This window comes from Mucilaginibacter sp. GW822-FHT03E02 (genome assembly GCF_058801545.1).
This window is the reverse complement of sequence record NZ_JBXANJ010000001.1, coordinates 1955012-1967519: the sequence shown is the minus strand read 5'-3', so window position 1 is coordinate 1967519 and position 12508 is coordinate 1955012. Positions and strand designations below refer to the sequence as shown.

At 42.9% G+C, this 12508-nt stretch carries 11 protein-coding genes; 7 read left to right on the top strand and 4 right to left on the bottom strand.

Going from position 1 to position 12508, the window contains the following annotated elements; translation table 11 throughout:
• Window positions 1-400: 400 nt before the first annotated feature.
• Both AC1RM2_RS08300 and AC1RM2_RS08295 read right to left on the bottom strand, forming a co-directional pair.
• On the bottom strand, window positions 401-1249 hold the full coding sequence (locus tag AC1RM2_RS08300) for a metallophosphoesterase family protein (RefSeq protein ID WP_492984531.1): 849 nt from the start codon (window positions 1247-1249) through the stop codon (window positions 401-403).
• A gap of 72 nt (window positions 1250-1321) precedes the next feature.
• Entirely contained in the window at window positions 1322-2563 is a 1242-nt protein-coding gene (locus AC1RM2_RS08295; protein WP_492984530.1) for an alkaline phosphatase family protein, read from the bottom strand.
• A 125-nt stretch (window positions 2564-2688) separates the two neighbouring features.
• Here AC1RM2_RS08295 and AC1RM2_RS08290 point away from each other — a divergent pair, with 125 nt between their 5' ends.
• Window positions 2689-4362, top strand: a complete 1674-nt coding sequence (locus AC1RM2_RS08290; protein ID WP_492984529.1) for an ArnT family glycosyltransferase — start codon at window positions 2689-2691, stop codon at window positions 4360-4362.
• A gap of 56 nt (window positions 4363-4418) precedes the next feature.
• On the top strand, window positions 4419-5636 hold the full coding sequence (locus tag AC1RM2_RS08285) for a serpin family protein (RefSeq protein ID WP_492984528.1): 1218 nt from the start codon (window positions 4419-4421) through the stop codon (window positions 5634-5636).
• 120 nt (window positions 5637-5756) lie between these two features.
• Here AC1RM2_RS08285 and AC1RM2_RS08280 read toward each other — a convergent pair whose 3' ends face one another.
• Window positions 5757-8225, bottom strand: a complete 2469-nt coding sequence (locus AC1RM2_RS08280; protein ID WP_492984526.1) for a M1 family aminopeptidase — start codon at window positions 8223-8225, stop codon at window positions 5757-5759.
• A gap of 165 nt (window positions 8226-8390) precedes the next feature.
• Here AC1RM2_RS08280 and AC1RM2_RS08275 point away from each other — a divergent pair, with 165 nt between their 5' ends.
• Window positions 8391-8645, top strand: coding sequence for a type II toxin-antitoxin system Phd/YefM family antitoxin (locus AC1RM2_RS08275; RefSeq protein ID WP_492984525.1), 255 nt, complete (start codon window positions 8391-8393; stop codon window positions 8643-8645).
• Between the two features lies 1 nt (window position 8646).
• Entirely contained in the window at window positions 8647-8907 is a 261-nt protein-coding gene (locus tag AC1RM2_RS08270) for a Txe/YoeB family addiction module toxin (RefSeq protein WP_492984524.1), read from the top strand.
• Window positions 8908-8983: 76 nt separating this feature from the next.
• Here the strand turns inward: AC1RM2_RS08270 and AC1RM2_RS08265 are convergent, their stop codons facing one another.
• Window positions 8984-10405 (bottom strand): C45 family autoproteolytic acyltransferase/hydrolase, encoded by a 1422-nt coding sequence (locus AC1RM2_RS08265; RefSeq protein ID WP_492984522.1) that lies wholly within the window; start codon window positions 10403-10405, stop codon window positions 8984-8986.
• Between the two features lie 552 nt (window positions 10406-10957).
• Here AC1RM2_RS08265 and rplC point away from each other — a divergent pair.
• Genes rplC through rplW form a run of 3 tightly spaced genes read left to right on the top strand, consistent with a single transcriptional unit; the run spans window position 10958 to window position 12502 of the window.
• Window positions 10958-11575: a 50S ribosomal protein L3 gene (gene rplC / locus AC1RM2_RS08260; RefSeq protein ID WP_147052927.1), complete on the top strand. Its 618-nt coding sequence runs from the start codon at window positions 10958-10960 to the stop codon at window positions 11573-11575.
• Between the two features lies 1 nt (window position 11576).
• Window positions 11577-12209 carry a 50S ribosomal protein L4 gene (gene rplD, locus AC1RM2_RS08255; protein ID WP_147052926.1) on the top strand — a complete coding sequence of 211 codons (633 nt, stop codon included), beginning with the start codon at window positions 11577-11579 and terminating at the stop codon, window positions 12207-12209.
• Between the two features lie 2 nt (window positions 12210-12211).
• The gene (rplW, locus tag AC1RM2_RS08250; protein ID WP_090643376.1) at window positions 12212-12502 is read left to right on the top strand and encodes a 50S ribosomal protein L23; all 291 of its coding nucleotides are present in this window, start codon (window positions 12212-12214) and stop codon (window positions 12500-12502) included.
• Window positions 12503-12508: the final 6 nt, after the last annotated feature.

Sequence of the window (12508 nt, the reverse complement as noted above, 5' to 3'; positions counted from 1 at the left end):
ACGAGTTACGCTACGCTAACCTCGCGGGAGATAAGGTTAACATAACTTAACACATTTTAGATGTATTTTTTATAAATAATTGATAATCAATATTTTGTATTTTATCATGGTTAACACTATACTGATCGCGCAACTTAGGCGCATCCAACTATTTGTGCAGGTTGTTGGCCAACACGGGTACGTTTGATACCTCAATCATTTAACAAGTATCATGCAATAAAAACAATGTATCGTTTGATGCTTATATATTCCCGACGCTATAAGCTTATTCCGTTAGCGTTAACTGTCGTGGGGGGGGGTAACCCGTGACCAAGATTGTTTCAGCTTTCAGCTGAACCGCGAAGCCACAGGCTTCGGCCAGATTTACCCACGAGTTACGCTGCGCTAACCTCGTGGGAGATTAAAATTTATTTGAATTCAGCACCGGGTTTTGGCTGGCATTTACCTGGTAGGTGTAAATAGCGTTTTGCTCATCAATCTCCACTATTCGGTAGCCCTTATAGTCGGTACCCCAGTTGCCGCCAATATGGGAGTCGAAAAAATGCGGGAATTTGTTGCCCGTGTAACGCACGCCATCCAGTAAATGATCGTGCCCGTGAAAAGCGGCTTTTACGTTGGGATATTTATGAAGTAATTCGATAGTTTCGGGGCAATCCACAAACACATCGTTTTTATTCCAGTTTATCGGCGGGATATGTAGCACCACCAACACAATTTTTTTATCGGTAAACTTATCAAGGGCGGCATTTATAAATACATTGTCGGGGCAAATGTAGGTTCCCTTGGTATCGGCAGTATTAGCCAGCACAAAACCGATGTCGCCAAATTCAACGGTGTACTTATCCTCATAACCAAAGTTGTTTTTCCAAACCGAGGCATCGGCAAAGTCATGGTTGCCCGGTATGGTATGATATGGCACACTCAATTTATCAAAATATCGCGATTTAATTTCGGGCAGCAGGTCGGGGCGGTTATGTACAAGGTCGCCGTTGATAATCACCATATCCAGGTGATTTTTATCGTGATCCTGGTTTAGCCATTTAACCATATTGCCGGTGTTGGCGGCAAAATCGGTGCCGGGTTGGCCGTAGTGAATGTCGGACACCAGTGCAAAGCGTAGTTTAAGTTTACTTTTACGCTCGCGCAGATAGCTGCCGTCTGTATTGGCGAATGAGTTAACAGCTGGTAATAAAGTTAAAGCCGCCATGCCGGTAAGGCTTGTGCCTATGAAGTTTCTCCGTGTGCTCATTTAATGAATGTTGAACTTGAAAATTTAAAAACGCTTATATTATAACTTTCGAGGTTTCATCCTCCGTTTAAACTATTTCACAACTACCCAGCGGTTCACTGTATTCAATTCGCCTTCAATAACAACCTTATAGAAGTTTGATGGCATGTTTTTCACATCGATTAAAGCATGTTCGGTTGTAACCGGTACTTCGGCCAATAGTTTACAGTCATCGGCTTTGCCGTCCTTATAATTATTGGCAGCGGCTACCCAGATTTTTACTTTGCCTTTGCCATCCATGGCTTTCCAGCTTACATCAAGCGAACCCTGAACTAAATTGGCTTCGGGCTGGGCCACAGACACCGCGCCGATAAGCGAAATGCCATCTATCTCGCGCAATTGAGGCTCAGGGACTTTTACATTTAAAAAGCTATTGATGGATGGGGTAATATCCACAATACCGGGGGTATAATACTTAGCGTAATTGTTTAAAGGCCTGTAGCTGGTTACCATCCAGGTGCTGCGCTGGCGGGTGCTTTGGCCGCCATGGCCTTTACCGGTTTGCTCATCGCGACCATGGTCTGTAGTTACAAATATCACCCAATCCTCTTTAAAGTTTTTGTGGCGATATTGAATAGCCTGCCAAATGCGGCCAACCTGGGCGTCCATTTTTTCAATGGCATCATAATATTGCGGGCTATCGCCGTAACGGTGGCCCATATCATCGGTATATTCCAGGTACACCCATGACAAATCCGGCGCTTTATCTTTAATGCAAGTGGCTGCCGAAGATGCCACTTGCTCATCTATCAGGTGCATATAATTGCCGGCTTTATCGTGCGGGAATTTAACGGTATCCAATTCGTAGCCATCGTAAGCATAATCCGGGTGGATGTTGCCGGCTTCGGGCAGGTTATCGCCAATCAGTTTGGTGCGGTTATCGGTCCAGCTTGAAAATACGGCGGTTTTTTTATCGGGGTAAGCGTTTTTAAACATCCGGAAAATGTTCCAGTAGTTGTAGTTAGGCGCTTTAATATCGTTGCCCCAAACGTTGTGCTTATTAACCCATGTAGTAGTAAGCAGGCTGTTATAGCCGTTGGCAGATATAGTAGGTGTTTGAGAGTAGCCCCCTTTTTCGCCACCAACATGCGCCCGCAAATAAGTACCCTGCGCGGCTATTAGTTTAAGATTGGGTGTATTTAGTTTTTCGATAACGTCGGCCGGGATACCATCGGCAATAATAAATACAGCCTTTTTAACCCGCGTTTGGGCGTTTAAAGTAATAGTTGCCAGGCAAAGCAGGCTAAAGAATAATAATGGAGTACGCTTTTGCATTATAATGTATTAATGTGCTAAGCTAAGATGAAGAAAAAACCGCTGAGTTAATAAATTGTTATGTTTTGGCTTAACAGGTATGTATACAAAGCCCGATTGGCATTTTTTTTATCTTTACAACACAAATGACCCCGGATACCGCAACAAGCCAAACAAAATGGATTTACCTTTTCATAGGGATGGCTGTTGTTATCAATTTTACAGGTCTGTTTACTACCATCATGGGTCCCGACCCAAGCCTTTACGCAACCATCGCCAAAAATATGGTGCTGCGCAATGATTACGCTGACCTGTATGCCTGGGGTACCGACTGGCTGGATAAACCGCATTTTCCGTTTTGGATAATTGCTCTTTTTTTTAAATGTTTTGGTTTTAAAACATGGGCCTATAAGTTACCTGCCATATTGTTTATGATGATGGGAGCAGTTTATACCTACTGTTTGGCAAAAGCATTATACAATAAACAGATTGCGTTGTGGGCGGTGCTGATATTACTCACTGCACAGCATATCATCCTATCCAATACCGATGTACGGGCCGAAGCTTATTTAACGGGGCTCATTATAGCAGCTGTATATCATTTTTATAAAGCACAAAACAGCAATAGCATCTGGCACCTGGTGCTGGCCTGCGTGTTTACTGCCTGCGCGGTAATGACAAAGGGTATGTTTGCCCTGATTACCATTGGCGGTGCTATTGTTGGTCACCTAATTATTACCCGGCAATGGAAAGAGCTGTTTCACTGGCGATGGTTGCTGGCTGTAGTGCTGGTACTAATTTTTATTTTGCCCGAGATTCGGTGCCTTTACCAACAATTTGATGTTCATCCGGAAAAGGTTGTATTTGGCCGTACCGGTGTATCGGGTGTTAAATTCTTTTTTTGGGATAGCCAGTTTGGCCGGTTTTTTAATACCGGGCCCATCAAAGGGAGTGGCGATCCGTCGTTTTTTATTCATACAACCCTTTGGGCCTTTTTGCCCTGGTCGCTTTTGTTGTTTGTAGCTGTATTCCAGTTCATCAAAAAGGGGGCAAAAAATGTGCAGGCACACGAGTGGTATTGTATCTGTGGGGCTTTACTTACGTTTTTACTGTTTTCGGCATCACAATTCCAACTGCCGCATTACCTGAATATTGTATTCCCTTTTTTTGCCATCATTACCGCCCAATATCTTTATGGCCTCGCATCACCTAAAAACATTAAGGCTGTACAAGTCACCCAAACGGTGGTTATAACAATCATGCTGATTATTATAAGCGCTTTAGGCTACTTTTTTAGGCCATCGGCCTTTAACTGGCTAACTGGGGTTATTATTTTGATGTTTGGGCTGTTACTGTTGTTTTTGCCCGGCCGCATTTCCACAGGCATGCAGCAAACCATTTTTAAAACAGCACTGGCATCATTTATCGTAAACCTATTTTTAAACCTGTGCTTTTACCCTGCCTTACTGCTTTACCAGGGCGGCAGCGAGGCCGCTATCTACATCAATCGTAATAATCCGGGTAAGCTGCCTATATATGTAGCTGCCGGCCAGTTTCATGATGATTTTAATTTTTACCTGGACAGCTCTTTTACAGAAACCACGCCGGACGACATGGCTAACCTGCCCGGCCCGGTAATGCTTTATGCCGATGCAGATTTTTTGAAGGAGTATATCAAGAAAGGATTTTACGTAAAACCGCTAAAGACTTTTAAAAGCTATGCAATTACCCACCTGGCGCCAGCCTTTTTAAATAAAGCCACCCGCGATAAGGAATTATACGATATGGAGGTAGCCATCATTCAATCGCCAAAAAAATAAAGCAGGTGTAACATTTAGGGGATAGTTTATCGTAATGTAGATATAAACCTATCTTTATGATCCGCAAAGCCATTACCATCCTAAGCTTATCACTCGTTGTAATTACCGGCTGTAAGAAAATTGACAGCAAACCCGACAACGGTAAAGATCTTGTATTGACCGCTACAGAGCAGCAAAAAGTGGCTGCAGACAATGCCTTTTCCCTTAAACTGTTTAAATCCATGTTGAGCGGGAATGGTAATAATAATCTTTTCCTGTCGCCACTGAGCGTGAGCATGGCTATTGGTATGACCAGTAATGGAGCTGCTGGCAAAACCCTGCATGATATCCGCAATACAATGGATTTTAACAATTTTACTGAAGACCAGGTAAATAGCTATTACCACAAAATGATAACCGAGTTGCCGCAGCTGGACTCAAAAACCACGTTAAAGTTCGCTAACTCCATCTGGTACGCCAATGGCTTTACACCTATGGCTGCATTTTTAAATACAAATGAGGCCAACTATAGTGCCCGGATAGAATCGGTCGATTTTAAGAATGCGGGTACCAAAGATGTTATCAATAATTGGGTAAGTAACGCCACCGACGGTAAAATTGCTACGATTATAGATAAACCGACCGATGGTGCAATAATGTACCTTATCAACGCTATTTATTTTAAAGGTAGCTGGGCAAACAAATTTGATGCGGCCAAAACCCAGAAAAGTGTTTTTTACCTGCCTTCGGGCAGTACTGTGCAGGCCGATTTCATGAATCAAACATATGTGCCTTTAAATACTAATATTGTTAACGATGCCCGTGTGCTGGAATTACCTTATAACAATAAAAAATTCAGTATGGTAATAGTAACACCAACTTCTCAGTCGGTACAGGAATATGCCGCCGGCCTCGATTCTGCCAAATGGCAAAGCCTGATGACTGGTTTATCCGGCAGTTATGTTGATGTTAGCATGCCCAAATTTAAGTTTAGCTATGGTAAAGAATTAAGGGGCGTTTTATCAGCTATGGGTATGGCCAATGCGTTTAGCGACCTTGCCGATTTTAGCCGGATAAGCGCGGGTGGCCTCACCATTAGTGAAGTACAACATAAAGCTTATATTGAAGTAGATGAACAAGGTACAACAGCCGCCGCTGTAACATCGGTAACGTTTACCACTACTGCTATTTTGCCTTACAACTTTAAATTAGATCATCCCTTTATTTTCGCTATCCGCGAAATGAAAACCGGACTGGTATTGTTTACGGGAGTGGTTAATGATCCAACAAAGTAGTGTAGTGTTAAGTCATAAGTACTCAGTCTTAAGTTCTAAGTCAAAAAGAGAAGAAATTCAACTTTTGACTCAAGACTTAGTACTATTAACTTAAAAGTAGCTAAAACACAGTGTAACCAATTACTTTGCCTTATTAATCCCGTCAATAGCATCGTCAATTGCGCTTGCCAAGGAAGTATCGTTTAACCCGGCCCTTTGTGTTTTTAACTTGGTTAATACGGCTATAATTTGAGGCCCAACGTACTTTTTAAACTCAACGCCCAATTTTTTTATCTCGGTGATACCTTGCAGTACATGTTCCTGTTTTTTTATCCGGCCTATGTAAGCAGCAAATTTGTCGGTAAGCTTATACCGTGATTCCTGGAAACGGCTCATATAAAATGTGAATATATAATCCCATTTGTCGTCCCCGGCATTTGCTGTATAAACGGTGAACAGGGCGTTGGTTAAATCTCCTTCATTATCTTTTTCATACAGTGGTGCCAACGTCATAGCCTCGGTGGGGTTTACCTGGTTTATCGCCCACAAAGCGGCACCCTGTACGGCGTACGACTGGCTTTTTAATGCCTGCTTTAACAGTTCAAGGTCGGTGGGTTTTCTATATTTCCCCAAAAGCACAATGGCTTGTGCCTGTGCCAACGGGTTGTCGTCTTTTTGGGCAATGTCAGCAATGAATGGGTACGCCGCGGTGCGGATGGTGTCGTTGTCCATGTTTAAAGCACGCAGGGCCTTCAGGCGTAAACCAAAGTATTTGTCTTTTAAAGCACCGATTAATATCCTTTGGCCTAACGGCGTTTTTTGTGCCGATGTTGCTGCTTCAATAGCCTCGTAACGATCAAGATATAAAGGTGCCTGCTCGTATTGAAATGCATACTCTTCCAGTGTTTTATGGTCGTTTTTTTTTGCAAGCAGCAACTTGTCGCCATCAACGTTTACCAGGTCGGGTTTCGACGGCAGGGTGAAAGTTAAGGTATCGGCCTTACCGCGCATCCAAACCTGGTGACGTTCTTTTTTGCCAGCTACGTAAATATCTACCGCAAAAGGCAGTGTGAAAACTTGCCCGCTTTGGGTTTGTTGCAGGTATAAGGTTTGCTTTTTACTGCTTTCATCCCAATTATAGCTAATGTTTAGTTCGGGGTGCCCGGCGCCGTAATACCATTGGTTAAAAAACCAATTCAGGTCAAGGCCACTGGCTTCCTCCATAGCCAGCCGGAGTTGTTGGGCTTCGGCATTTTTAAATGCGTTTGTTGTCAGGTAAATATTCAGTCCTTTGTAAAAAGCATCATTCCCTAAATAATGGCGCAGCATATTCAGTATGCGGCCACCTTTTTGGTAGGTAACGCCATCAAATACATCCTGGCTATCGTGATAATAAAAACGCACCAGGTTTTTTGTGGCATTTTGCGGGCTGCCCAGGTAGCCCTGTAAACCTTCCTGGATATGTTCGTCGGCGGCATCCTGGCCGTAGCGGTGTTCGGCCCAGAGTATCTCGCCCAGGTCTGCAAACGATTCATTGAGGGTGAGGTTGCTCCAGCTTTCGGTAGTTACATAATCGCCAAACCATTGGTGAAACAATTCATGGATGCTGCCAAAATCGTTATGAATCCTGTCAACCAGCTCGCGCCTGGTGGCCTGGGTGCCTTCGCCGGTCACCATTGCCGTTGTGTTTTCCATAGCTCCGCTTACATAGTCACGCACGGTAATTTGCGCGTATTTATTCCAGGGATAATCCACTCCGGTAATTTTCGAAAAAAAGCTCATGGCATCCGGCGTAAACCCAAATATATCTTTTGCGTAAGGCGCGTACTTGGGCTCAACATAGTAGCTTACCTCTTTGCCGTGCCAACTGTCTTTGTAAATCGCGAAATCGCCCACGGCCATCATAAACAGGTAAGGCGCATTGGGCAGTTCCATTTTCCAGGTATCGGTGCGGGTTTTGTCGGCGTTGACTTTTTGTGATGCCAACCTGCCATTTGATAAAGTGACATATTTGGCCGGAACCGTCATGACAATCTCGGCCGTAGTTTTTTGATTGGGTTTATCAATGGTAGGGAACCAGGCCGATGAACTTTCCGGTTCGCCTTCTGTCCAGACCTGGGTTGGCTTATTTTTTTCTGTTCCATCGGGGTTAATAAAGTACAGGCCTTTCCCGTGTTTACGCGAGGTTTTTAATTCGTTGGGCTTGGCTGTGTAATCAATATATAGCGTGTAGCTTTCGTTGTTATGATAAACCTTATCTAATTTAATGGCAACGGTAAGGCTGTCGTAAATAAATTTAAGAGGATAGTTTTTACCATTTTTTACAACAGCAATGTTTTTCAGGTCCATGCCTTTGGCATCCAGCCTTAAGGTATCAGTGGGATAAAAGTGAGGTTTTAACGTAAGCCACTCCTTGCCGTATAGGTAACGTTTTTTATAATCGAAGCTTACCGACAGTTTGGTATGTACCAGGTCATTGATCTTAGCCGGCGTTTCCTGGTAAGTAGTTGCGATTGGGTTTGCAGACTTTTCCTGGGCAAATACCTGGTTAAAAGCGCCAAGGGTAGCTAAACCGGCGCAAAACAGCAAGGTTACAAAAGGCTTCTTCATATTCATTCGATTTGGTACAAACAAATATATGATATTATATAGTACTATTTATAACATAGTACTATTTATTTATTAAATTAACTCCCCATGCTATTGCGGTAATGTAAATGGCTGGTAAATTCAATTTAAAATACTTAAATTTGTACTCAATTAAGTACTTAAGCTATGGAGGTTTTAAATTATACAGAGTTTCGGAAAAACCTTGCCCGGAATTTGGATAAAGTGAATGACGATGCCGAAGTTGTTATTGTATCGCGCAGCAAAGGGAAAAACGTTGTGGTGATTGGTTTGGACGAATATAATGCCATGACCGAAACCTTACATATTGTTAAAAGCGAGGCTAACAGGAAGCGTTTGCAGGATGCTATTGACGAAATGGATAGCGGGGCCTTTTATCAGCACAAATTAATAGAGGATTAACTTGGAATTGGTTTGGCAAACCCAGGGATGGGATGATTATTTATATTGGCAACAAGCCGATAGAAAGGTATTGGAGCGAATTAATGCGCTCATTAAAGAATGTTTACGTTCGCCATTTAAGGGCATTGGTAAACCCGAACCCTTAAAAGGAAATTTTGCAGGCTGCTGGAGCCGCAGGATAACCGACGAACACCGTTTGATTTATAAAGTTAAAGACGGGCGGTTGCATATTTTGCAATGCCGATACCATTACCATATTTAAAACAAAAAGCCTTGCAAAGTTTCAACCCTGCAAGGCTTTTTTGTATTCAGTCATTTTCAATTCCACAAATGCTGATTTACTTTGCCGCAAACAACGTCCAGGGATAGGCTTTCATATCCCGTAAATATTTGGCCTGGTAATTATATTCAGGGTGTTGTTTCAGGAAGGGGGCTGCCAGGAAATCATCGCCGCTTGGGTGGCCCATATGTGCCCACAGTTGGAGTTTGCTAACCATATCGGCAGTGGCAACCTTGCCTTGCACGGCGCCCATAGGGTAGTAGGGGCCTTCGCTCCACTCCGGGCAGCCTTTAGGATCCTTATCAATATGGCCATCAATAACGCAACGGTTTAGCGCGGTTTTATTGTTGAGTGCATCAAAGGTATCGCCTTCAATTGTTTTCCCGTTATCGGCATCAAGTTTGCCCTTGTAATTAATGCAAACCAGTTTTTCCATCCTCAGCTTACGTGCGTTGGGCGAGTTGGTTTTATCATTTACATTAAATGTTGTTTCCTGTTTAATCAGGTTCGGGTCGGCCGGGAAGTTTGAGCCTATCATGGCGGTATCTTTTGATCGCCATACTTTCATGGTTTTAAGGCCCAGCTCCAGTTTGGCCACTTCGTTGGTTTTGGTATCGCCAATAAGCCAGTCGTTAGCGTAGCCTCCGTTGTTATCGGTAGTCATTATTTTTATCACATCATCAATACTATTACTGTACTGGGCCGCTTTGCGGGCGCGTACAAACTCGGGAGTACGGGTGGTATCAAAACCTTTAAAACCGGTGATGGTAGTTTCGGTTATTACAATGCCGCTGCTGGTTTCTACAAAATCATCGCCGCTATGGATAAAGCCCGGCGCGGTATCCATCAGTATATGGTTGCCTTTTTCGGGGATGATATCGGCAATCACATTCCAGCGTTCGCCCACAATATAATCTGTCCAGTTATTATGGCCTATCACTATTTTACCGTCTTTGGTATATTTTCCTGTAGCTATAAAGGCGCTGCAATTACCGGGTGCTTTATTATCGCCGCTGCCAGGTTTTACTTTGTTCATCAAGCCAGGCACATAATATTGGGCCAGTTCAATGTTGGCGTTAAGCGCGGTAATATCCAGGGTATCATATTTCATCCCTTTGGCCTGTAGGCCTTCGGTAATACCACGAATCTCGTCCTGGTATTCTTTGCCAATCTTATTCCACATAAACCGGGCTGATGCCTTACGGTAAAATGCCCAGTCTTTTTTGCTGGTATTAGGCAGGTAATATTGCATCACCTTTATTAAGGTGTCAATTTCTTTTGAGAGGAGGTAGCCATGCTGGTAGCCGATATCGGCCGGCGAACCCGCCAGGTGCACGTAAATCCATCCGTTTTTGTCTTCGCGAGTGGCTTTACCCATCCGGTCATGTGCTACGGTAGTTTTTTCTGTGGGTTTTTGCTTGCAGGCAAATAATAGGGTGGTGATAAAGATGATAGAAAGCGTTTGAGCAAATTGTTTCATCGTGTTTAACTGCTTAATTGTTAGATGGATGAATATAGGGAAAGAAAATGGGGATAGCAATAGAACTTATTTTGCCAATAGGGAAATCGCTTTAAGTTAAGCAATTGACAGGATGCTCCAGAGGAGCAAAAGCTTTGTAGCATAAATGGATTAACGTTTTTGCGTGCCAGAGGTACGCCACCTAAGGTTCCGTACCTCTGGCACGGAGCTTCCTCCCGGGTTTTTTACTACAAAGCTTTTCCCCCGCTGGGGAGAAATTCCCTAACAAAAAATCAGGCTCATGAAATTTTACGCCGTCAGTTAAATGGTCATTTTCCTGCGCCCTGCATTGGTGTTTCGGAGATGGAAGTAACACTCCAATTAAATCGCTTAACCTCCAACTAAATACCCCGAAACCTTCCGTTAAAACAACTACATAAAATTTATAAAAAAATAACTCACTAACTATTTGATTATTACTGTAAAGTTTCTATCTTTGCCGTCCCTTTCGGGGGGAATAATATGTCTTGAACGAAGCCCTACTGCTTCGATGGACACAAATAAATTAAAGAAATGTCAGGAATTATTGGTAAAAAAGTAGGAATGACCAGCATTTTCGACGAAACAGGGAAGAATATTCCTTGCACCGTAATCGAAGCTGGCCCTTGCGTGGTAACACAAGTTAAGTCTGTTGATACAGACGGATATGCTGCTGTACAGCTGGCATATGGCGACAAAAAGGAAAAAAACACTTCTGGTCCGTTAAAAGGACACTTCCAAAAAGCCGGTACAACTCCAAAGCGTAAGCTTGTTGAATTCAAAACTTTCGAGGACGAAAAATCATTAGGTGATACAATCACTGTTGATATTTTTGCTGCGGGAGATTTTGTTGATGTAGTTGGTACTTCAAAAGGTAAAGGATTTCAGGGTGTGGTAAAACGTCACGGTTTTGGTGGTGTGGGTATGCAAACTCACGGTCAGCATAATCGTTTACGTGCGCCAGGATCTTTGGGTGCGTCATCATGGCCGTCGCGTGTATTTAAAGGCATGCGCATGGCAGGTCAAACCGGTAACGTTCGTGTTAAAGCACAGAACTTACAAGTGATTAAGGTTTACGCTGAGCAAAACCTGTTGGTTGTTAAAGGTTCCATCCCCGGAGCTAAGGGTTCATTCGTAATAGTGGATAAATAAGATGGAAGTAAACGTATTAAACGTATCAGGTAAAGAAACAGGTGCCAAGGTGCAGCTTCCTGAGTCGGTATTCGGTATTGAGCCAAACGATCACGCGATCTATCTTGATGTTAAGCAATTTTTAGCTAACCAACGTCAGGGTACACACAAAGCAAAACAGCGTAACGAGATTGCAGGTTCAACCCGCAAATTATATAAACAAAAAGGTACAGGTGGTGCCCGTGCAGGTAGCGTTAAATCTCCATTATTTAATGGTGGTGGTCGCGTTTTCGGTCCGCAGCCCCGCGATTATAGCTTCAAGTTAAACAAGAAGTTAAAATCACTGGCCCGTAAATCGGCTTTATCATACAAAGCAAAGGATAACAACATTTTAGTATTGGAAGATTTTAATTTTGATAGCATCAAAACTAAAAACTACATTAAAATGGAGGCCGACCTGAATGTTACTAATGACAAAACATTATTAGTAGTAGCAGGCGCCGAAAATAACAATGTGTATTTATCAAGCAGAAACCTGAAGAAAACGAAAGTAATTTCGGTTGAGCAGCTAAACACTTATGATGTGTTAAACGCTGGTAAACTGTTATTAACTACAGGCGCTGTAAAAACTTTGGAGGAAGCATTAGCTAAGTAATTATGGAAATTTTAAAGAAACCCCTACTTACTGAAAAAGTAACTCAATTAACCGAGAAACTTAACCGTTATGCTTTCAAAGTTGATCACAGAGCAAACAAAATTCAGATTAAAGGCGCCATTGAGGCAATGTACGGTGTTAACGTTAAGGCGGTAAACACCATGAAATACGTCGGAAAACTTAAAACTCGCAATACTAAGGCAGGCGCCGTATCTGGCCGTGCTGCTACGTATAAAAAAGCGATCATTACGTTAAATGACGGGCAAACAATTGATTTTTACAGCAATATATAATTATAG